The sequence below is a fragment of the Sphingomonas sp. SUN019 genome (genome assembly GCF_024758705.1).
Taxonomy (GTDB): domain Bacteria; phylum Pseudomonadota; class Alphaproteobacteria; order Sphingomonadales; family Sphingomonadaceae; genus Sphingomonas.
Genome location: NZ_CP096971.1, coordinates 3,106,719 through 3,128,184, shown reverse-complemented (window position 1 = coordinate 3,128,184; position 21,466 = coordinate 3,106,719). Strand labels below are relative to the sequence as shown.

Genomic DNA, 21,466 nt, shown 5'->3' with positions numbered 1-21,466 from the left:
CCCCTTCCAGGGGAGGATTGAGAGCTGTCCTACAACCCCGTGTTCCGCTACACTCTCCCCCATGCCGCGCCGCGCACAATCGCCGAGCACCCTGCCCCCTCCCCGCCCCAGAACGTCAAAGTTGAGAAAACAGCGCCAGCGTCTCAACATTGACAACATTCGCGGCCCTCCCTCCCCGCGCGCCAACGCCATTTCGCTTCCGTTTCGGGACCACCGACCCTATATGCTGGGCATGGCAGAACCCCAGAATGCGAACGATTACGGCGCCTCCTCGATCAAGGTGCTGAAGGGCCTCGACGCGGTCCGCAAACGCCCCGGCATGTATATCGGCGATACCGACGACGGTTCCGGCCTCCACCACATGGTGTTCGAGGTCAGCGACAATGCGATCGACGAAGCGCTCGCCGGGCATTGCGACCGGATCGATATCGTCCTGAACGCTGACGGCTCTGTCAGCGTCACCGACAACGGCCGCGGTATCCCGACCGGCATCCACGCCGAGGAAGGCGTCTCGGCAGCCGAGGTCATCATGACCCAGCTCCACGCGGGCGGTAAGTTCGACAACACCAACGACGACAATGCGTACAAGGTGTCGGGCGGACTGCACGGCGTCGGCGTGTCCGTGGTCAACGCGCTCAGCGAATGGCTGGAGCTGACGATCTGGCGCGACGGCGAGGAAAACCAGATGCGCTTCGCGTTTGGCGATGCGGTCGCGCCGCTGAAGGTCACCGGCACTGCGGATGGCCGCAAGGGGACGAAGGTCACCTTCCTCCCCAGCCCCGCCACGTTCAAGATCGTCGAATTCGATTTCGAGAAGCTGGAGCACCGCTACCGCGAGCTCGCCTTCCTCAATTCGGGCGTGCGCCTGTTCCTGACCGACGCGCGGCACGAGGAATCGAAGACGGTCGAATTGTTCTACGAAGGCGGGATCGCCGCGTTCGTGAAATATCTCGATCGCACCAAGGCGCCGCTGTTCCCCGAACCGATCGCGATCACCGGGCAGCGTGACGATATCGGCATCGACGTCGCGCTGGAATGGAATGATTCCTATTACGAAAACGTCCTGTGCTTCACCAACAACATCCCGCAGCGTGACGGCGGCACGCATCTCGCCGCGTTCCGCTCGGCGCTGACCCGCACGCTCAACAATTACGCCGAGAAATCGGGCATCCTGAAGAAGGAAAAGATCGCGCTGACCGGCGACGACATGCGCGAGGGCCTGACCGCGATCGTCTCGGTCAAGCTGCCCGATCCGAAGTTCAGTTCGCAGACCAAGGACAAGCTGGTTTCGTCCGAGGTCCGCCAGCCGCTCGAATCCCTGCTCGCCGACAAGATGGCCGACTGGCTTGAGGAAAACCCGCAGAACGCGCGCCAGATCATCCAGAAGGTGATCGACGCCGCCGCCGCGCGCGAAGCCGCCAAGAAGGCGCGCGAGGCGTCGCGCAAATCGGTGATGGGTATCGCCTCGCTGCCCGGCAAGCTCGCTGATTGTCAGGAGAAAGACCCGGCCAAATCCGAGCTTTTCCTGGTCGAGGGCGATTCGGCCGGCGGTTCGGCGAAGCAAGGCCGCGACCGGCATTTCCAGGCGATCCTGCCGTTGCGCGGGAAAATTCTGAACGTCGAACGCGCGCGCTTCGACCGGATGCTGGGCAGCCGCGAGATCGGCACGCTGATCCAGGCGATGGGCACCGGCATCGGCCGCGACGATTTCAAGCTCGAAAAGCTGCGCTACCACAAGATCGTCATCATGACCGACGCCGACGTCGACGGCGCACACATCCGCACCTTGCTGTTGACGTTCTTCTACCGCCAGATGCCCGAGATCATCGAAAACGGGCACCTCTTCATCGCGCAGCCACCGCTGTACAAGGCGACCAAGAACCGCTCCGAAGTGTATTTAAAGGACGACAACGCGCTCGACGAATATCTGATCGTCGGCGGGGTCGCGGGCACGGTGCTGGAAACGCAGGGCGGGTCGCGCTCAGGCGCGGACCTGCGCGATCTGGTCGAACACGCACGGCGGATGCGGACGCTGATGCGCTACGTCCCGCGGCGCTACGATCCGATGATCGTCGAGGCGTTGGCGTTGGGCGGCGGGCTTGATCCCGTTTCGTCGCGCGAAGATCGCGCCGAGCGCCTGACCAGCGCCGTGACCCGGCTCGACGCGGCGGACGCCGATGCACGCTGGTCGGCGCAGGTGAGCGAGGACGGCGGCTATCATTTCGAACGCTGGTGGCGTGGGGTCACCGACCATCACGTCGTCGAAGCCGCGTTCCTGCTGTCCGCAGAGGCGCGCAAGTTGCACGGCCTGGCCACCGAGCAGTCCGAGAGCTACCTCCTCCCGTCGAAGCTCGTCTCGTCGAAGGCGGTCGCTGCGGCGGAGGCCGAGGCCGAAGCGGCTGCCGAGGAAACCGACGAGGCTCCCGCCGCGGCGGCCGTCGCCGGAAAGGGCGAAACGCTCGTCTCTCGCCCCTCGCAGTTGCTCGACGCGATCCTCGCCGCGGGCCGGAAAGGCCTGTCGATCCAGCGCTACAAGGGACTGGGCGAGATGAACGCTGAACAGCTGTGGGAAACCACGCTCGACCCCTCGGCCCGCTCGATGCTCCGCGTCGAGATCGCGCAGGCCGATCTGGCCGACGAGATCTTCACCCGCCTGATGGGCGACGTGGTCGAACCCCGCCGCGAATTCATCCAGGAAAATGCGTTGAGCGTGGCGAACCTGGACGTCTGAGTTCAACGCGATGACCCCGCGAGAATTGCTGGGAACCGCCAGCGTCCCGCAATCGGGCGAGGAATTGCGGCTGTTCCGGCGCGGCGGCGACTTCATGATCGTGCTCGACCGCAACGAACTGATGAACAGCCGCATGAGCGGGTCGGAAGAGGCGCTGGCCACCATGACCTGCGCGCGGCTGGGTCAAGGCGCGCCGCACCTGCTGATCGGCGGCTACGGCATGGGCTTCACGCTGCGCGCCGCCTTGGCCGAACTCGGCGCGGATGCGCGGGTGACGGTCGCCGAACTGGTGCCCGAGATCATCGCCTGGGCGCGCGGGCCGATGGCGACGCAAATGGCCGGATGTCTGGACGACCCGCGCGTCCGGCTGGTGCAGGACGACGTCGCGGCCTGCATCGGCACCGCGCGCGGCGACTATGATGCGATCCTGCTCGACGTCGACAACGGTCCGGACGGCCTGACCCGCGACCAGAACGACCGCCTCTATTCGTTGCGCGGGCTGTCCGCTGCACGCGGCGCGCTGAAGCCCGGCGGTGTCCTCGCGGTCTGGTCCGCCGCGCCCGACAAGGCGTTCGCCGACCGCTTGCGCAAGACCGGCTTCGATACCGAAGAGGTCGTCGTCCGCGCGCGCAGCAACGGCAAGGGGCCGCGCCACGTCATCTGGTTCGCCCGGAACGCTTGAACGAGGATCGTCTTCAGTTCACGAACGCCATCCCGCCAAGATCAGGTCTCCACAATCGATGCGCCTTTCCCAGTTATTCAGCCGGCCATCGAGCGACATGGCGATCGATCTCGGCACCGTGAACACGGTCGTCTATCTCCGCGACCAGGGAATCGTCCTGAACGAACCATCGGTGGTCGCGATCGAAACGATCAACGGCGTTTCCCGCGTCCGTGCGATCGGCGCGGAAGCCAAGCTGATGATGGGCAAGACCCCCGACGGGATCGAGACGATCCGCCCGATGCGCGACGGCGTCATCGCCGACCTGGACGTCGCCGAGCAGATGATCAAGTTCTTCATCGACAAGGCGCATGGCGGCCGCAGCCGGTTGCCGCGCCGCCCGGAGATCGCGATCTGCGTGCCGTCGGGCGCAACGACGGTCGAACGCCGCGCGATCCGTCAGGCGGCGACCAACGCGGGCGCGCGAAAAGTGTCGCTGATCGAGGAGCCGATGGCCGCGGCGATCGGCGCCGGGTTGCCGGTGACCGAGCCGGTCGGCGCGATGATCGTGGATATCGGCGGGGGCACGACCGAGGTCGCGATCCTGTCGCTGCGCGGGCTGGCCTACAGCACTTCCGCGCGCGTCGGCGGCGACAAGATGGACGATGCAATCGCATCGATGATCCGCCGCAAGCACAATCTGATGGTCGGCGAAGCGACCGCCGAACGCATCAAGCTGGCGATGGGCATGGCGCATATCCCCGACGACGGGGTCGGCGGCATCATGCGCGTGAAAGGCCGCGACCTGCGCGCCGGCGTGCCGGTCGAGATCGAGGTCACGCAAGCCGACATCGCCGGTTCGCTCGCCGATCTGGTCGGACAGGTGGTGGAAACCGTGCTGACCGCATTGGAGAAGACCGAGCCGGAGCTCGCCGCCGACATCTGCGAACACGGGATCGTGATGACCGGCGGCGGATCGTTGCTGGCGGGGATCGATCGCGTCCTGTCCGAGGCGACCGGGCTGCCGGTGATCGTCGCCGACAATGCGCTGGCGTGTGTCGCGCTGGGTGCCGGGCGCGCGCTGGAAGACCCGGCCTATGACGGCGTGATGACGACCGTATGACTTTCGACGGTCGGACGGACCTTGTAGCGGCCGAAGCGGTTTGCATCCCTGAGACGATTGTGCGCCGCTTTCGGCGCGCCTGAGGGGACCGGAATGACCGAACGCGCAAAGCTGACCTTCCACGACGTGACGCTGCGGCCCGACCCGTCGCGCACCGTGGTCCGGCCGTTCGAGCCGGGCTATCCCGCGGGCTTCGATCAGGGCGAGACGCGCACGCAGGAAGTCGTCGACATGATCGTCGCGCTCGACGCACCCGAATTGCAGCGCCAGTTGGACGGGATCACGCATTCGCTCGACGAGAACCACCGCGACGTCGATGCGCTGTTGCGGCGGCGGTTCGATGAGGTCGCCGGCCGGATCACGCGCGCGGATCGCTTCGAAGACGACCAGCGCCGCCTGATCGGCGCGTATTTCAGTCAGGAATATGCTTACGAGGCGGCGGCGTTGTTCAACCCCAGCGCGGTGCTGCACCCGGATCAGTCGGGGCTGCCCGACGGCGCAGTGCGGTTCGTCATGGCGCTGCGCGGGATCGGCGAAGGGCACGTATCGTCGGTGACATTCCGCACCGGCGCATGGACGCCGGGCGGCGCGATCGCGGTCGACGATCCCAGTCCGGTGTCGGTCGCGCCGATCATCGAACGGACTGACGGCGACGACAATGCGGTCGTCCACCTGCGCTGCGGCGGCAGCCGGTCGATCTCCGAAACCGTCATCTTCCCGATCCTGCCGAGCCAGCGGCAAGGGGTGGAGGACATGCGCCTCGTCCGCTTCGTCGACGACGACGGCAGCGTCACCTATTACGGCACCTACACCGCGTTCAGCGGGTCGGAGGCGCGATCCGAACTGCTGACCGGGGTCGATTTCCAGTCGTTCCAGATGCGCAAGCTGACCGGCGACGCATCGGGCGGCAAGGGCATGGCCCTCTTCCCGCGCCGCGTCGGCGGCCGTTATGCGATGCTCGGCCGCCACGACAGCAAGAACGTCTGGATGCTGTTTTCCGACGACATCCTGCATTGGGAGGGCGGCACGAAGCTGGTGACCCCGCGCTACCCATGGGAGTTCGTACAGGTCGGCAATTGCGGTTCGCCGATCGAAATCGACGAAGGCTGGCTGGTGCTGACCCACGGCGTCGGCACGGTGCGCAATTACTGCATCGGCGCATGTTTGCTCGACAAGGACGATCCGTCGAAGCTGCTGGCGCGCACGCCGCGGCCGGTGCTGGCGCCCAGCCCGCACGAACGCGACGGCTATGTCCCCAACGTCGTCTATAGCTGCGGCGCGATGGTGCACGGCCGCGACCTGATGCTGCCGTACGCGGTCGCCGACAGCTTCACCGCGTTCGCCACCGCATCGGTCGACGATCTGCTGAGCGTGATGGAGTAAGGCGCGTGGATGGTCGGCCGGACGCGCGCTGGTGGGAGCGCGGGGTGATCTATCAGGTCTATCCGCGGTCATTCCAGGATAGCGACAGCGACGGCGTGGGCGATCTCGCCGGGATCGAGGCGCGGCTGGATCATGTCGTCGCGCTGGGCGTCGATGCGATCTGGCTGTCACCGATCTTTCCGTCGCCGATGGCGGATTTCGGTTACGATGTGGCGGATTATTGCAGCATCGATCCGCTGTTCGGCGATCTCGCGACGTTCGATCGATTGCTCGCCGCGGTTCATGCGCGCGGGCTGAAGCTGCTGCTGGATTTCGTCCCCAACCACAGTTCGGATCAGCATCCGTGGTTCGTGGAAAGCCGCGCCACGCGCGACAGTCCGAAGCGTGACTGGTACATCTGGCGCGATCCGAAGCCCGATGGCGGGCCGCCCAACAACTGGATCAGCGATTTCGGCGGATCGGCGTGGGAATGGGATGCGGCGACCGGGCAATATTATCTCCACGCGTTCCTGAAGGAACAGCCCGACCTCAACTGGCGCAATCCGGACCTGCGCGCGGCGATGATGAACGTGCTTCGTTTCTGGTTCGACCGCGGCGTCGACGGATTCCGCATCGACGTATTGTGGCATATCGTGAAGGCCGAAGGGCTGCCCGACAATCCGGTGAACCCGGACTGGACGCCCGGCCGCACCGAGCGTGACCGGCTGATCCAGCTCCATTCGACCGACCAGGAGGAAGCGCACGCCATCTCCGCCGATTTCCGCGCATTGGCCGACAGCTATGGAGCCAAGACCGGACAGGAACGCGTGCTGATCGGCGAGATTTTCCTGCCCAACGATCGCCACGCACGCTGGTACGGCACGCCCAAGCGCCCGCAGGTCCATCTGCCGTTCAATTTCCAGCTGGTCGAGAACTGCTGGGACGCGGGCGTGCTGCGGCGCATGATCGCGAAGTACGAAGCGTCGTTGCCCGAATTCGGCTGGCCGAACTGGGTGATCGGCAGCCACGACGCACCGCGCATCGCCGCTCGGATCGGAGAGGCACAGGCGCGCGTCGCGGCGATGCTGCTGCTCACCTTGCGCGGTACGCCGACGATGTATCAGGGCGACGAGATCGGGATCGGCCGAGTCGACATTCCCCCCGACCGCATCCGTGATCCCCAGCATTTCCGCCAGCCCGACCTCGATATCGGCCGCGACCGCTCACGCACGCCGATGCCGTGGGATGCGAGCGCAAACGCGGGTTTCTCGACCGGCGAACCGTGGTTGCCGCTGGGCGACGACTGGCCGACCCGCAACTTCGCGGCGCAGGATGCCGATCCGTGCTCGATCCTGAGCCTCTATCGCAACCTGCTCGCACTGCGCCGTGCGACCCCGGCGCTGGCGGTGGGCGGCTTTGCGCTGGTCGACGCGCCGGATGGCGTGCTTGCGTACCAGCGCGTGCATGAGGGAGAGCCGCTGCTGATTCTGCTCAATCTCACATCGAACAACGTCACGGTCGACTGGCGCGGAACGCCCCTGCTTTCGACCCTGGATGGCGATCCCGAACCGGGCATGCTCTATCCAAACGAAGGAGTCATCGTCGCATGAAGATCGCGATGCTCGCCCCGATCGCCTGGCGCACGCCGCCGCGGCACTATGGCCCGTGGGAACTCGTCACCAGCCTGCTCACCGAGGCGCTGGTCGCGCGCGGAGTCGACGTTACGCTGTTCGCGACGCTCGACAGCATCACGGCAGGCACGCTGGATGGTGTGGTTCCCGCGCCCTATTCCGAAGATCCGTCAATCGACGCGAAGGTCTGGGAATTTCGCCATCTGTCGTATCTGTTCGAGCGCGCCGACCGCTTCGACCTGATCCACAACCAGGCCGATTTTCCGGCGCACGCCTTCGCACCGCTGACCGACACGCCGATCGTCACGACGATCCACGGCTTCTCGTCCGACCGGATCATGCCGATGTACGCGCCGTTTCAGGACCGGGTGCATTACGTCGCGATCAGTGCGGCCGATCGCCACCCCGCGCTCCGCTACGCCGCGACGATCCATCACGGCATTCCGATCGACGACTTCCCGTTCGATGCGCACGGCAGCGAAGACCTTTTGTTCTTCGGCCGCATCCATCCCGACAAGGGCGCGGCGGAAGCGATCGCTGCGGCGCGCGCGAGCGGCCGTCATCTCCATATGTACGGCATCGTGCAGGATGCGGGCTATCACGACCGCGAGGTCGCGCCCGTCCATGACGGGACGACGATCAGCTACCACGGCGTCGTCGGCGGGGCTGACAGAGTGCGCGCGCTCGGTAATGCGCGCGCGTTGCTCCACCTGATCAATTTCGACGAGCCATTCGGGCTTTCGGTGATCGAGGCGATGGCGTGCGGCACGCCGGTGATCGCGACGCGGCGCGGATCGATGCCCGAATTGATCGACCACGGCGTCACGGGCTTCCTGGTCGACACGCCCGCGGAAGCAGTCGCCGCGATCACTCGCATCGATGACATCGATCGCGCTACGGTCCGCCGCGCGGTGGCGGACCGCTTCACCGTCGACCGGATGGCCGACGATTATCTCGCGCTCTACCGCCGCATTCTCGGCGGGTAGAGTCCGGCAGTTTTCGGGGCGCTCACATCGGCGACAATCAGCCCGCGCTCCTTGCCTGTCGCATCGTCGATGGTATCGGTTGCGCGCCACAGCCGGTCGACCGGCGTCAGATACGGCCCGTAGTCGGCGTTCACATCCCCCACCAGCACCAGATCGCGGTCCGCAAGGAAACCCAGTACCGGTGAGAAATGCCCATGCCCGCGCCCGAACATGGGGCCGCGGTGGAAGTTGACGATCATCCGCCGCCGCGGATCGTTCGCTACCGTCATCAGCGCGCGGAACTGCGCCAGCGTCGGGTCGCGCACCACCTGAACCCGCGCCTTCGTCCGCATCGCCAGTAGCCGCGCGAGATCGTCCAGCGTCATCCCGCCGATCAACACGCCGAACCACGGATCATATGGCGTTCCGTCGATCACCGAATGCTGCGAAAGCGGAATACCGATCGAATGCAGCAGATTGGCGACGCTGGTTGGCCCGCAGAAGCTGGGGTTGTCCTGAAATTCGAAGCGGTTGCGGGCGTAGGTCCGCGCGACCGGCAGGGTCCACGCCGCCTTCATCAGCGCGGGCGAACGATAGTCCGCGCGTCGCTCGATCGACGGCACACCCGCATAATTGTTCGGCGCGAACAGCAACGGGCCGATGATGATCGCGCCTACTGTGACGATCAGCAACAACAATGCGAGGAAGGCGAACAGGGTGCGACGAAGCAGACGTCGGCGTCGGGTTTCGAAAGTCGCGTCGTTCATACCGGCCACCTGTTGCCGACGAGGGTATCACGCTCGGCCCGCAGCATGAAGGAGCCACGCGGCAAGGCGGGGGCGGCATCGCCACCCCCGCCCGCCCCCTTGGAGCGTCCGGCATTCGTTACCGCGGCTGGGTGGCCGCGACCTGCACCGGTTGCAGCTTCGCCGCGAGCTGCACGTTGTTCTGCTCCGCCGCCGCCAGCAACTGCTTGCGCTGGGCGTAATAATCGGCGGCGTCGGTCGGATCCCCGATCAGCATCTGCATGCGGATACGTTTTCCGTCGTATCCCGCGGGCAGCGGCGCAAGATCGCGCACCCGGTTGAGCGTGAGCCGCGCGGCCCGCGCCATCGCCGGACTGGCCGACCGGATCGTGATCGCGGTGGGCCGCCCATCCTGGCCGCGCTGGAACGTCGCGACGACGACCCCGCTTTCGCCGTTGGACGGATAGACCATCCGGCCTTCGATCTTCTTGTTGGCGGCCTGCACCCAACCCTGGAGCGGGTCCGTGCTGGCATTCACGGACGTGCTGGCGAACAGCAACGTCGCGGTGACCAGTCCGCTCATCAGGCCGATAACAATCTGTTTCATTTCATTCTCCCGCTGGTTTCGTTTCCGACGTTGCTCATCGGACAACTTCCTTTTGCGCCCGGGTGCGTGAGCGCTGGCGTGGACCAAGCGTGAAATGATCGTGAAAAGATCGGGCCGTGCGTAAAAAGCGCGGTGTTGCGCGTAAATGGTTGGAAGATCAGCCGATCCAGTTCTTCGTCGGCGGCGAAGGGAAGCTGCGCCCTGTACCTAAGGTCATCCCGCTCTACCCCGAATAATCGTGTACTTTCAGTCGATCCGATCGATCGAAACCGGCCGATCTCTTGTCCGACCGGGACTCATCTGATAATCGGCAAGGGCGTCCTGGTGCCCGCGCGACGTGATCGCGGCGCGGCGCGGCGCATCTCGGCGGGGGTGAACGATGGGCGGAGCTCGTCCAAATTCCGTACTGGCGACCGCGCCTCAGCGCGGTCCGGCCGCGCATATCCATCTCCGGCTGTTCGGCGACCCTGCGCTCTTTCGCGACGAACTGCCCGTGGCGCTCGGGCGGCGCAGCCGGGCGATCCTCGCGTATCTGGCGCTGGATGGAGGCCACCGCGCCACCCGAGAGCGGCTGTGCGGGCTGCTCTGGCCCGATCGCGCGGACGCCCAGGCCCGCGCCAGCCTGCGGCAATGCCTGGCCGAGCTGCGCGGTGCGGCAAACGAGATCGTCGGGTCCGACCGCGAATGGATCTGGATCGAACCGGAATCGCACGCTTGCGACCATGCTGCGCTCGCCACCGCGCTGACGGCGGGGGACGCGCGCGCCTTGCTGGACGCGCTGACTGCGATCGGGCCAGTGCCGCTGCTGGATGGTCTGCATATCGGCGACGTGTTCGACGACTGGGCGCTGATGACGCGCGCGGCGCTCGACCGGAAACTGGGCGAGGCGGCAACGGCGGCGGTGGCGGGCGCAATCGGCGACAGCGACTGGACGACCGCGCTGGGCCTCGCCGACGCATGGTTGGCGCGCGATCCGCTGGACGAGCGCGTGGCGGCGCTGGCGATCCGCGCCGAACGCCTCCGCGCCGCGCCCGCCGCGGCGCAACGCCGCGCGCGTGCGCTGGCCGCCGCACTCGCCCGCGACGGCCTGCCGCCGCCGGGCGAAGCGATCGCCGACGCGCTGGACGGTCCGCTGTTCGAAGCGACGGTGGTCGGCGCCGCGCCGCTGCCTGACCCAGACCCCCGGCCGGAGCTGCCCGCCAAGCCGTCGATCGCCATCATGCCGCTGGTCGATCTGTCCGACGAGGCCGCTGGCCAGTCGTTCGCAGGCGGGCTGGCGGAGGAGATCAGCCTCGCGCTGTCGCGCTTTTCGTCGCTGTTCGTCGTCGCTGGCCGGTCCAGTCTGACGCCGGACAACAATGCGAAACCGGTACAGGCGATCGCGGCCGAACTGGGCGTGCGCTATCTGCTGGAAGGCAGCGTGCGCCATGCGGGCGGACACGTCCGGATCACGATCAGGGTGATCGATGCGCCGCGCGGGCAGCAGATCTGGGGCGACGGCTTCGATGGCGAGCTCTCCGACCTGCTCGACCTGCAGGATCGCGTCGCGTCGCAGGTCGCCAGCGTCATTGATTCGACCATCACCGAGGCGGAGATGCAGCGCGCCGCGTCGCCGCAGGGATCGACGGCGACCGCTTACGACCTGAATCTGCGCGCCAACGCCAAGCTCAACAATTATGACCGCGAGTCGATGGAGGCGGCGCTGGCGCTGGCCGAGGAGGCCGCGACGCTCGACCCCGACTATGCGTGGGCGGCGGCGACCGCGGGCTTCTGCCACGCCGCGCTGTTCATGAACCAATGGTCGGACGATCCGGCGCAATCGCGCGCGAAGGCGGAAGCGTATATCGAACGCGCCGCGCGGCTGGGGCGCGACGATCTGATGGCGTTGCCGGTGACGGCCGGCGCAATCCTGAACATTAGCGGCAATCTGTTGGAGGCCAGGCGGTTGCTCGACCGCGCGCTGGAATTGAACCCGGAAAAGGCGTTCACCCTGTTCTGGGCGGGATGGCTGGAGCTGCTGTCCGACCGGCCCGACGTGGCGCTCGATCGCTTCGAAAAGGCGCGACGGCTCGATCCGCGATCGACGTATCGGCCGTTCCAGCTCACCGGGATCGGCAATTGCCTGTTCCTGATGGACCGTTTCGCCGAGGCGGAGGTCGTGCAGCGCGAGATCGTCACGCTCGTCCCCGATTACGTGCCCGCGCAATTCGTGCTGGCGGCGTCGCTGGCGCGCCTGGGGCGGATCGACGAGGCGGAGCGCGCGCTGGCGCGCGCGCGAGGGCGGGTTTCTCGCGACCCGATCGTATTCCCCATACCGCGGCAGCAAGCGCGACTGCTCGACGCCCTGGCGCTGCTGACAGGTGACGAACCCGACGACTCATCTGCGCATCTTTCGATGGCGATAGAGTCCTGACGCGGTGACCGCGCAGGGCGACCCGGACGATCGGCCCGTCCAGATCGCCATCGTCGGGGGAGGATGCGCCGGGCTTAGCGCCGCGTTCGAACTGTCCCGCCCAATCCATAAGGGCCGCCACCGGATCACCATCTATCAACAGGGGTGGCGGCTTGGCGGGAAAGGCGCGTCGGGGCGCGGGGTCGCCGGGCGGATCGAGGAACACGGCCTACACGTCTGGCTGGGATTCTACGAGAACGCGTTCCGCCTGATCCGCGAGGCATATGACGAACTCGCCGCGCATCCGCTCGGTTCGCCCTATGGCGACTGGCGCGAGGCGTTTCTGCCTGAGCCCGATATCGGCGTGTTCGCGCCCGACGCCGCGGCGGGATGGCGACTGTGGCGCGGCCGCTTTCCGCCCCGGCCCGGCCTGCCCGGCGACCCCGATCACGATCCGCCCGAAGACCCGATGCGGGGCTATGTCGCGGGGGCGCTGGCGATGTTGCGCACGTTGCTGCTCGACACCGCAGCGGAGCCGCTGGGCGCGCAGCCCGAACCGGGCGACGACTGGCCCGCCTCGGTGCACACGATGCTGGACCGCGGGTTGCTGCTCGGCTCCACCTTCCTGACGCAGTCGTTGTTGCTGCTCGGCGCGGGTCTCGAAAAAACCGCGCGCGGGGCCGAACAAAACGCCCTGTTGGACATCGCCGAACAGACCGCGAAGGCGCTGCGCGGCTGGACCGAGAAGCGCTTTCTCGCCGATCATCCCGATCGCCACATCTGTCTGGTTGCGGAACTGGTCATGGCGTCTCTGGTCGGCACCGTCCGTCACCGCCTGATCGGTCATCCCGAGGGTCTCGATTCGCTCGACGATTGGGATTGCCGCGACTGGCTTCGCGCGAATGGCGCGTCGGAGGCGGCGGTGCAGTCGCCGTTCGTGCAGGGGATGTACGATCTGGCGATGGCGTATGAGGATGGCGACGCCGCGCGTCCGCGGATCGCCGCGGGGGCGGCGCTGCGCGGTACGGTGCGGATGTTCTTCGGCTATCGCGGCGCATTGTTCTGGCGGATGCGCGCCGGGATGGGCGACGTGGTGTTCGCGCCGCTTTACGAATGCCTGCGCCGCCGCGGCGTGGAATTCCGCTTCTTCCACCGCCTGACCCATGTCGCGCTGGCGGAATCACAGGATCATGTCAGCGCGCTGCATTTCGATGCGCAGGCTGCGTTGATCGGCGAACGCTCCGACTACGATCCGCTCATCAAGGTCGCCGGGCGGCCATGCTGGCCGGCCGAGCCGCGCTGGGATTCGTTGCAGCGGAGAGAGGGGCTCGATTGCGTCGATCTGGAATCGCACGAACGCGGCGAACCCGTCGCGAAGATCGATCTGACGGTCGGCCGCGATTTTGATTTCGTCGTGCTCGCGGTCGGCGTCGCGGCGTTGCCTGATGTCGCGGGCGCGATCCTGCAGCATAACCCGCGATGGCGGGCGATGGTCGGCCGCGTCAAGACCGTCGCCACGCAGTCGTTCCAGATCTGGCTGCGCGACGACCTCGCCACCCTGGGCTGGAACTCCGACGTGCCGATCGCGTCGGCCTTCGCCAAGCCGTTCGATACGTGGTGCGACATGCGCCACATCATTCCCGAAGAAGGATGGCGCGAAGCCGGTCGCGAACCGCCGGGCTCAGCGGTCTATTTCTGCGGCGTGCTGGCGGACCGGCCCGGCCAGTCGAAGGGACGCGGGTTCGAACGCGCGGCGCGGGACGCGGTGCGCGAATCCGCGGTGCGATTCCTCGACGGGCCCGCGTCGGATCTGTGGCCGGGGTTGCGAAATGACGGCGCGCTGTGGCGCGATATATCCGGCAGCAAGGATCGGGCCGAGAGCGACAATTTCTACTGGCGTGCGAATGTCGTCCCCAGCGACCGCTACACGCTCTGCCTGCCCGGCGCGACGCGTTGGCGCATCTCGCCGCTCGCGCTCGATTACGACAATCTGACCGTCGCGGGAGACTGGACCGCGAACGGCCTCAACACCGGATGCACGGAATCCGCGGTGATGTCGGGGATGCTCGCCGCGCACGCCTTGTCCGGATCGCCACCGCTGGAGGCCATCACGGGCTTCGATCACCCCTGAACCTGCGAAGAGGTGCAAGCATCATGGATCCGAAACCACCACCATACCAACCACGGCAGCGACGCGCTGCGCCAGACCGCGACGGGCCAGACCGTTCGCCCGGCAGCCGCGCGCGTGACACTGGTGCCGACGCAAATCAGACGTTCGCCGACACCGGCGCTAAGGAGGTGCCAGACGTCGTCGCGGACGCGGTGCGGCTGGGGTATCAGGTGATCGAGGAGAATCTGCGCCACGGCCGGATGGCGGCGGATCGATTTCGGGCGCACGACTATAATCTGGGCGACGCGACCGACGATGTGCAGATTCTCGGGCGGCGCGTGCTCGATCTGGCGCGCGATCTGGGCGGAACCTGGTTCGATCTAGTCGCCGCCGTGCTGGACGATCCGCGGTTGCGCGATGCGGTGCGGTCCCGCACGCCGCCATCCGATCCGTCGCGGCCGGGTCAGCAGCCCGGCGGCGGCGGCGTGACGGTGCGCGTGATCGGACATCCGTCCGCCATCGGCGAGGCGCTGATCGAACCGCTGACGGGCCTGACCGGGCCGCCGCAGGTCACGCCGCTGCGGCAGTTGAACAACCCGGCCGAGACCGCGGCGATCACCGGGGTGCGGCTGGGGGCTGACCCCGATACGGGCGCACCCGCGCTGCTGGCCCCGGTGCCGCCCGATCAACCGCCCGGCGTCTATTCGGGCACCGTCCACGACGCGGGGAGCGGTCGGCTGCTCGGGTCGATCTCGCTGACGGTGCCGGGACCGGGGCCATCGGCATGAGCCACGCGGCGAAGGCGACCCGGCAAACGCCGCCGATCGTTCCGCATCTCCTGCAGGAGTACGGCCGGGCGACCCGCGCGCGTCTCGATCGCTGGCTCTCCGTGGAAACGCCGGCGCCGTACCTCGACGCGTTGCTCGCGGACTACCCGTCGCGTGGGGGCAAATCGATGCGCCCGGCGATCCTGATCGCCACCGCGCGCATCGCGGGCGCATCGCTGGACGACGTGCTGGATGCGGCGGTTGCCGTGGAGTTGTTTCACAACGCACAGCTCGTCCACGACGATATCGAGGACGGCAGCGATCTCCGCCGCGGCGCGCCGACGCTGCACAAATTGCACGGCGTGCCGCTCGCGCTGAACGCGGGCAGTGCGGCGATGCTGCTCGCATTCGATCCGCTGATCGCCGCGCTGCGGCGGCGCGGGGCGGATCGGCTGGAGCGCGGGCTGGCGCTGACCCGTCGCGTGGCGCGCGATGCGGCGGAGGGTCAGGCGCTGGAGTTGGGTTGGCGGGAAAACGATCGCCTCGATCTGGACGATGCCGATTATTTCCGCATGGCGCTGCGCAAGACCGCGGCGACGTCGGTGATCTGGCCCGCGCAACTCGGCCTGCTGCTGGGGCGAACGCGGCCGATCGACCCGGACGCGATCGGGAAGTTCGGCGGGCTACTGGGACTCGCCTTCCAGATCCAGGACGACCTCCTCAACCTCGTCGCCGACCGCGCCTACGGGAAGGAGCCGCTTGGCGACCTGCGCGAGGGCAAGCGGACGCTGATCGTGCTGCACGCCGCCCGCACAGCGCGCGGAGACGATCGGCGGCTGGTCATGCAATGGTGCTCCACACCGGTGGCCGAGCGGTCGGATGCGCTGCTGTGCGATCTCGCCGATTGCCTGACGCGGGTCGGATCGGTCGCCCACGCCGAACGCACCGCCCACGCGCTAGCCGGAGCCGCCGGATATGAGCTGGAGCGTGCGCTGGGCGACTCGCCCCCGTCGGAGGATCGCGATTTCCTCCACGGATTGGTGCCGTGGGTGTTCGAGCGCACATGAAGCAGCGCGTGCTCCTGTACGGCGCAACCGGCCGGTCGGGTCGATTGCTCGCCGCGGCGCTTTGCGATCTCGCGGACCGGCTCGTGCTGGGCGGTCGCGACGCCGCGGCGCTGCTTGCGCTGGCGGGCCACCTTCGGCTCGAAGCGCGCGTGCTCGGAGCGGATGGCGACATCGCCGATGGGCTGGACGACATCGGACTGGTGGTGAACGCCGCAGGGCCCTTCGCGCGCACGGCCGAACCCGCGATCGAAGCCTGCGTGCGGACGCGCACCGATTATATGGACATCGCCGGGGAATGGCCGGTGTTCGCGCACGCGCTGGCCCGCGACCAGGAGGCGGCCGACGCCGACACGATGCTGCTCCCCGGCATCGGTTTCGCAATCGCCGCGACCGATGGCGCGCTGGCGCTGGCGGCGGCGCGGTTCCCGGACGCGACGCGCCTGCGGCTCGCGATGTCGACGCCGCACGGCCTGTCGCGCGGATCGCGCGCGACGCTCCGCGCTATGAACGATTCCGCCGTCCGGGTCCGCCGCGACGGCGTGCTGCGGCGTCATTCGGCGGGGACGCTGTGGCGCGCTTTCGATTTCGGCGACGGCCCGACACGCGCTGTCGCGGTCAGCTGGCCAGACATCGTAACGGTCGCCCACTCGATCGGGGTGGAGACGCTGGAGGTTTATTCGGCGACGGGATTTCTCGGCGAACTGGCGATCCGCGCGGGCGCGCTCGCCGCGCCGCTCGTGCGCGAACTGTCCGCGGGCCATTCGTCGATCGCCGATCCGTCGCTTGAGCTGCACGACATGATTCTCGTCGCCGAGGCCGAGGATCGCTGGAGGCGTACGGCACGCGTCATGCTGCGGACACGCGACGGTTACACGACGACCACGCTGACCGCCGCCGCCGCGGTGCGCGCGTGGCTTGCGGGAACGCGGCGCGCCGGCTTCCAGACGCCGTCGCGGCTGTTCGGACCTGAATTCGTGCTGGCGTGCGGCGCGGCCGCGATCGTCGAACCGCCTGGGTAGGAGGCAGCCTCATGTTGTTCAGGGAAACCCCGTGGGGCCAGCAAAGCCCGCCGCCTTGGTCTTTTCCGGGCACGATGCTGCGCGGTTTCGCCCTGCCCGCGTCCTTCGATAAGCTTGCCGGTTGGTGCGAGGCGATGCTCGACGGCGTCGGCGACAGCACGTTCTTCCCCGCCTTCCCCGTCGTCTTCGTTTATGTCGCGCATTATCCGAAGATGGTCGCCGACGCGTGGCAGGATCTGGGCTTCAGCGTGCAGAACGAATATTTCTTCATGTTCCCGGTGATCCGCAGCTTCGGCGGCCTGTTTCCGTTGGAGCTAGGCTGGACCTTTCCGTTCATGGGGGTCGACAACGGCACCTCGGCGATTTCGGGCGAGATGGTGGTCGGGTTGCCGAAAACGCTGGGTCGCATCTACACAGACGACACAGCGAACGGCGATTATTCGGCCGCCGTCAGCATGTTGGCGCTGGAAACGCATTCCAAGACGTCGCAACAGGACGTGCACCGATTGTTCGCGGTGCGCGCCGACACCCCCGATCTCGCCACGTCGGCGGCGACGCACGGCTTTCCCAGCGGCGGGCTGCAGGTGCCGGTGATCGACGCGCTGGTACCGCCCGCGGTGCGCGACCTGATGGAACTGCCGCTCGCAAGCGTGGACGAACTTGCTGGCGGGTGCTTCGCGCTGCGCCAGGTGCGCGACTGCGGAGCGCCGACCGAGGCACGGTTGATCGATATCGTGCGGATGCGTTTTCAATCCAGCAACGAGCGCGATTTTCGCGTCTGGAGGAATGCGGAGATCGACGTGTTCGACAATGCGACCTTCCCGATCACCGACACGCTGGGCCTGACCGGCGGCGTGCCGCAATCGACGGGCGGAATCCGCTACACCCCGATGGCCGCCTGGGGCGTGACGCTGGACCTGTCGATGTCGGCCGCGACCATTGCGTGAACGTCATGCTGCGCCTCTTCGAAACACGGAAAACCCGCATTTCGCTGTTAGAAATTCGCGATCCGCGCTAGTCTACGCGACGGGATGGGCGATGCCGTAGATGTCCGATATCTTCGTTTCCTACGCGCGGCCGGACGAAATCGTGGCCGAACAGATCGTTGCCGCGCTGAAACGCGCCGGGCATTCGGTGTGGCGCGACGATCTGCTGCCTGTGCACCGCGCCTATGCCGAGGTGATCGAGGAACGACTTAGGCTGGCGAAGGCGGTGATCGTATTGTGGTCGCCCGCCGCTGCGGCCTCGCAATGGGTTCGGTCGGAGGCCAATCGCGCGCGCGAATACGGCAAGCTGGTGCAGATCGCGCTCGATGGCGCGCTGCCGCCGATGCCGTTCGACCAGATCCAGTGCGCCGACCTGCGGCAATGGTTGGGCGACACCGCCGCGCCCGGCTGGGACAAGGTGATGCGCAGCATCGCGGCGCTCGTCGGAGAGCGCGGTCAGGTAGCAAGCGAGGCTGAACCCGAAGATGCGGGCTACGTTCAGCCGCCGCTGCCGCAGCGGCTGGCGGCGCTTCCGGCGCTGCCGCTGGTCGGACGCGATCCGGAAATCGCATCGCTCGATACGGCCTGGGAATCGGTTCAGAGCGGCGCGGGCCGGATCGTCCTGATCGGCGGCGAGCCGGGGATCGGCAAGACCCGCCTCGCCTCTGACCTGTCGCGCAGCGCGCACGCCGCGGGAGCGACGGTCTTGTTCGGCCATTGCGACGAAGATGTGCCAACCTCCTACCGGCCGTTCAGCGAAGCCTTGCGCTTCTACGCCGCGCATGTCGGCGACGCCGCATTGCACCGCCATCTCCGCGCCCGCGGCCAGGGATTGCTCCGCCTGCTGCCCGAACTGCGCGAACGTCTGGGAATGAGCGGAGGCGGCGACAGCGCGATCGGTGGAGAGGCCGAACGGTTGTTGCTGTTCGAGGCGGTCGAAGGCCTGTTGGCTGACGCGTCGCGCGCCGCGCCGGTCGTTCTCGTCCTCGACGACCTGCAATGGGCGGGCGCGTCGGACCTGCTGCTGCTGAAGCATCTTGCCAGCGCAACCGCAGCCTTGCGCCTGCTGGTGCTCGGAACGTTCCGCGAAAGCGACGTGATGCCGACCCACATCCTGTCGCCGGTGCTGGCCGATCTGCGACGCGAGCCCGTGGTAACGCGAATGTCGCTGGACGGGATCGGCGCCGATGCGGTGGCGAAGCTGTTGGAGGCAAGCGGGATCGATACGGCCGCGGATCGCCTGGCCGAGACGGTCCACGCCAGCACTGCGGGCAACCCGTTCTTCGTCGGCGAGCTGGCGCACCATCTGGCGGAAGGAGGCAAGTTGTCGGCGGCGGACGAGTCCGACGCGGCGGCTACGGTGCCGGAGAGCGTGCGCGAAGTCGTCGACCGACGGCTCCATCGTCTTGCGCCGAACACCGTCAAGCTGCTCGGCACGGCCGCAGTCATCGGGCAGCAGTTCGACCTGCTGGTCCTCGAAGACGTGGTCGACGAGATCGACGAGGATGCGATCCTCGACGCGCTCGACGAAGGCACGTCGGCCGCGCTGATCGCCGAGCTACCGGGCGTCGCGGACTGCTACCGGTTCAATCACGCGATCGTCCGCATGGCGTTGTGCGAGGGATTGAGCGGCGCACGGCGTAGGCGGATGCACCGTCGTATCGGCGAAGCGCTCGAACGCCGCGCGGGCGGCGACCCGTCGAAGTGCGTCGACGAACTGGCCTATCACTGGTCCGCCGCCTGCGACGCCGAGAAGGCTTTGCTCTATCTCGTGCGGGCGGGTGAGAAGGCGCAACGCGCGCTCGCCTACGAATCCGCCATCGACTATTTTACGCGCGCGCTGGCGTTGATCGAGACGGATGGCGCGGGCGATACGGCGCAGCGATGCGATCTGCTGATCGGCCTCGCCACCGCGCAGCGCAGCGCCGGGATCATCGCATTCCGGCAAACGATGACGCGCGCGGCCGACCTAGCGCGCGCGCTGGGCGATGCGCATCGGTTGGCGACCGCGGCGCTCGGCAGCGGGCATCTTAACGGCCTGCAATGGGGCAACGGCGTCGATGGCGGCCTGGTCGCGCTCTATGCTGAGGCGCTCGCCACGCTCGGCGACAGCGACGATCATCTCCGTGTGCGCCTGACCGGGCAATTGGCGATCGAGCTGCGCTACGGCTCCGAACGCGAACGCCGCGATGCACTCACGACCGAGGCGATCATGCTCGCACGGCGGCTGGACGATCCGGCGACGCTGGCGCGTGCGCTGGCGGCGCGCATCCTGTCGATCGAGAGCCCGATGACGCTGGACGAGCGGCTGGCGCTGACGCGCGAACTGGAAGATCTGACGTTCGGTCTGGGCAATCACGGGCTGGCGACGCAGGCCGCGCATCTGCGCTTCGACGCGCTGCTCCAGAACGGCGATATCGAGGCCGCCGAACAGGCCTTGTTGCGCTGCGAGGCCGCCGCCGCGCAGCAGCGCGCGCCGTTCTTCGCGCTGTTCCCGCAAGTGTTGCGCGCGATGCTGGCGCTGATGCGCGGCGATGCCGATGCCGAGGCGCGGATCGGCACGACGTTCCAGGCGTGCAGCGCGGTCGGCCTGCCGCACGCGGCCAGCATCTTCGGCGCGCAGATGTTCGAGCTGACCGTCCGCCGCGGCCTTGTCGTGCCGCTGATCGCGCAGGTCCGCGCAGCGCTCGCGACCTACCCCCACGTCCTGGCCTATCGCACCGCGCTCATCTTCGCGCTGGGCGAGGCTGGCGAAGCGGAAGAGGCGCGGGCGCTGCTGGACGACCTGGCGGCAGAGGGATTCCCGCTGCCGCTGGACCTGACGTGGGCATCGGCGGTCCATTTGCTGGCGGAAGGGTCGGCGGCGATCGACGACCGCCGCGCGGCGGAGGCGCTGTACCCGTTGCTCGCCCCGGTGGCGGACCAAGTCGGAATGTCGGTCGGCGCGAAATGCGACGGCGCGCTGGCGCATTCGGCGGGACTGTTCGCGGGATTGCTGGGCGATCACGACGCCGCCGCGGCGCATTTCGACGATGCCATCGCGCTCAACGACCGCATCGGCGCCCGCCCCGCCGCCACGGCCAGCCGGCGCGCCTACGCCGGACTGATGTTGAAAACGGGCCGCGGCGCGGCGACGGAGATCGATGCGATGCTCGTTCCCGCCGGAGCCGAGGCGACGGCGCTGGGCCTGATCAACGAGCAAGCCAAGATCGCCACCTTGCGCAGGATGACGCTGCCATCACCTGCTGCCGTCAACGCGTAACCGAACGCAGAACCGGCGCCGCGATCGACGAGAGGCC

At 67.5% G+C, this 21,466-nt stretch carries 15 protein-coding genes; 13 read left to right on the top strand and 2 right to left on the bottom strand.

Annotated features, from left to right (window positions below; genetic code table 11):
* Nucleotides 1-232: 232 nt before the first annotated feature.
* The 6 genes from gyrB to M0208_RS15015 all read left to right on the top strand — a co-directional run bounded on the left by gyrB (nucleotide 233) and on the right by M0208_RS15015 (nucleotide 8,494).
* A complete protein-coding gene (gene gyrB / locus M0208_RS15040; RefSeq protein ID WP_258892485.1) occupies nucleotides 233-2,731 on the top strand; it encodes a DNA topoisomerase (ATP-hydrolyzing) subunit B in 2,499 nt (832 codons plus the stop codon).
* A 10-nt stretch (nucleotides 2,732-2,741) separates the two neighbouring features.
* Nucleotides 2,742-3,413, top strand: coding sequence for a spermidine synthase (locus tag M0208_RS15035; protein WP_258892484.1), 672 nt, complete (start codon nucleotides 2,742-2,744; stop codon nucleotides 3,411-3,413).
* A 58-nt stretch (nucleotides 3,414-3,471) separates the two neighbouring features.
* Nucleotides 3,472-4,515, top strand: coding sequence for a rod shape-determining protein (locus M0208_RS15030; protein WP_258892483.1), 1,044 nt, complete (start codon nucleotides 3,472-3,474; stop codon nucleotides 4,513-4,515).
* Nucleotides 4,516-4,608: 93 nt separating this feature from the next.
* On the top strand, nucleotides 4,609-5,898 hold the full coding sequence (locus M0208_RS15025; RefSeq protein WP_258892482.1) for a glycoside hydrolase family 130 protein: 1,290 nt from the start codon (nucleotides 4,609-4,611) through the stop codon (nucleotides 5,896-5,898).
* Between the two features lie 5 nt (nucleotides 5,899-5,903).
* Nucleotides 5,904-7,487 carry an alpha-amylase family glycosyl hydrolase gene (locus M0208_RS15020; RefSeq protein ID WP_258892481.1) on the top strand — a complete coding sequence of 528 codons (1,584 nt, stop codon included), beginning with the start codon at nucleotides 5,904-5,906 and terminating at the stop codon, nucleotides 7,485-7,487.
* A complete protein-coding gene (locus M0208_RS15015; RefSeq protein WP_258892480.1) occupies nucleotides 7,484-8,494 on the top strand; it encodes a glycosyltransferase family 4 protein in 1,011 nt (336 codons plus the stop codon). Before M0208_RS15020 ends, M0208_RS15015 begins: the two co-directional genes overlap by 4 nt.
* Here the strand turns inward: M0208_RS15015 and M0208_RS15010 are convergent.
* Together M0208_RS15010 and M0208_RS15005 are read right to left on the bottom strand one after the other, a co-directional pair.
* The gene (locus M0208_RS15010; protein WP_258892479.1) at nucleotides 8,470-9,240 is read right to left on the bottom strand and encodes a phytochelatin synthase family protein; all 771 of its coding nucleotides are present in this window, start codon (nucleotides 9,238-9,240) and stop codon (nucleotides 8,470-8,472) included. The two genes, M0208_RS15015 and M0208_RS15010, sit on opposite strands and share 25 nt — an antisense overlap.
* Nucleotides 9,241-9,358: 118 nt before the next feature.
* On the bottom strand, nucleotides 9,359-9,826 hold the full coding sequence (locus M0208_RS15005; protein WP_258892478.1) for an energy transducer TonB: 468 nt from the start codon (nucleotides 9,824-9,826) through the stop codon (nucleotides 9,359-9,361).
* Nucleotides 9,827-10,205: 379 nt separating this feature from the next.
* On the opposite strand from M0208_RS15005, the gene M0208_RS15000 reads away from it, so the two are divergent.
* The 7 genes from M0208_RS15000 (at nucleotide 10,206) to M0208_RS14970 (ending at nucleotide 21,429) form a co-directional block, all read left to right on the top strand.
* Nucleotides 10,206-12,239, top strand: a complete 2,034-nt coding sequence (locus M0208_RS15000) for a hypothetical protein (protein WP_258892477.1) — start codon at nucleotides 10,206-10,208, stop codon at nucleotides 12,237-12,239.
* A gap of 4 nt (nucleotides 12,240-12,243) precedes the next feature.
* Nucleotides 12,244-14,349, top strand: a complete 2,106-nt coding sequence (locus M0208_RS14995) for an FAD-dependent oxidoreductase (protein WP_258892476.1) — start codon at nucleotides 12,244-12,246, stop codon at nucleotides 14,347-14,349.
* A gap of 167 nt (nucleotides 14,350-14,516) precedes the next feature.
* The gene (locus M0208_RS14990) at nucleotides 14,517-15,116 is read left to right on the top strand and encodes a hypothetical protein (RefSeq protein ID WP_258892475.1); all 600 of its coding nucleotides are present in this window, start codon (nucleotides 14,517-14,519) and stop codon (nucleotides 15,114-15,116) included.
* Nucleotides 15,113-16,162, top strand: a complete 1,050-nt coding sequence (locus M0208_RS14985) for a polyprenyl synthetase family protein (RefSeq protein WP_258892474.1) — start codon at nucleotides 15,113-15,115, stop codon at nucleotides 16,160-16,162. The genes M0208_RS14990 and M0208_RS14985 overlap by 4 nt, the downstream gene beginning before the upstream one ends.
* A complete protein-coding gene (locus M0208_RS14980) occupies nucleotides 16,159-17,181 on the top strand; it encodes a hypothetical protein (protein WP_258892473.1) in 1,023 nt (340 codons plus the stop codon). The genes M0208_RS14985 and M0208_RS14980 overlap by 4 nt, the downstream gene beginning before the upstream one ends.
* An 11-nt stretch (nucleotides 17,182-17,192) precedes the next feature.
* On the top strand, nucleotides 17,193-18,128 hold the full coding sequence (locus M0208_RS14975) for an acetoacetate decarboxylase family protein (RefSeq protein ID WP_258892472.1): 936 nt from the start codon (nucleotides 17,193-17,195) through the stop codon (nucleotides 18,126-18,128).
* Between the two features lie 100 nt (nucleotides 18,129-18,228).
* A complete protein-coding gene (locus M0208_RS14970) occupies nucleotides 18,229-21,429 on the top strand; it encodes an AAA family ATPase (RefSeq protein ID WP_258892471.1) in 3,201 nt (1,066 codons plus the stop codon).
* The last annotated feature ends 37 nt before the right edge of the window (nucleotides 21,430-21,466 follow it).

Excerpts from the sequence above, each read along its gene's own strand:
- gyrB (WP_258892485.1), top strand. The coding sequence starts at position 233 with ATGGCAGAACCCCAGAATGCGAACGATTACGGCGCCTCCTCGATCAAG.
- M0208_RS15035 (WP_258892484.1), top strand. The coding sequence starts at position 2,742 with ATGACCCCGCGAGAATTGCTGGGAACCGCCAGCGTCCCGCAATCGGGC.
- M0208_RS15030 (WP_258892483.1), top strand. The coding sequence starts at position 3,472 with ATGCGCCTTTCCCAGTTATTCAGCCGGCCATCGAGCGACATGGCGATC.
- M0208_RS15025 (WP_258892482.1), top strand. The coding sequence starts at position 4,609 with ATGACCGAACGCGCAAAGCTGACCTTCCACGACGTGACGCTGCGGCCC.
- M0208_RS15015 (WP_258892480.1), top strand. The coding sequence starts at position 7,484 with ATGAAGATCGCGATGCTCGCCCCGATCGCCTGGCGCACGCCGCCGCGG.
- M0208_RS15010 (WP_258892479.1), bottom strand. The coding sequence starts at position 9,240 with ATGAACGACGCGACTTTCGAAACCCGACGCCGACGTCTGCTTCGTCGC.
- M0208_RS15005 (WP_258892478.1), bottom strand. The coding sequence starts at position 9,826 with ATGAAACAGATTGTTATCGGCCTGATGAGCGGACTGGTCACCGCGACG.
- M0208_RS15000 (WP_258892477.1), top strand. The coding sequence starts at position 10,206 with ATGGGCGGAGCTCGTCCAAATTCCGTACTGGCGACCGCGCCTCAGCGC.
- M0208_RS14985 (WP_258892474.1), top strand. The coding sequence starts at position 15,113 with ATGAGCCACGCGGCGAAGGCGACCCGGCAAACGCCGCCGATCGTTCCG.
- M0208_RS14980 (WP_258892473.1), top strand. The coding sequence starts at position 16,159 with ATGAAGCAGCGCGTGCTCCTGTACGGCGCAACCGGCCGGTCGGGTCGA.
- M0208_RS14975 (WP_258892472.1), top strand. The coding sequence starts at position 17,193 with ATGTTGTTCAGGGAAACCCCGTGGGGCCAGCAAAGCCCGCCGCCTTGG.
- M0208_RS14970 (WP_258892471.1), top strand. The coding sequence starts at position 18,229 with ATGTCCGATATCTTCGTTTCCTACGCGCGGCCGGACGAAATCGTGGCC.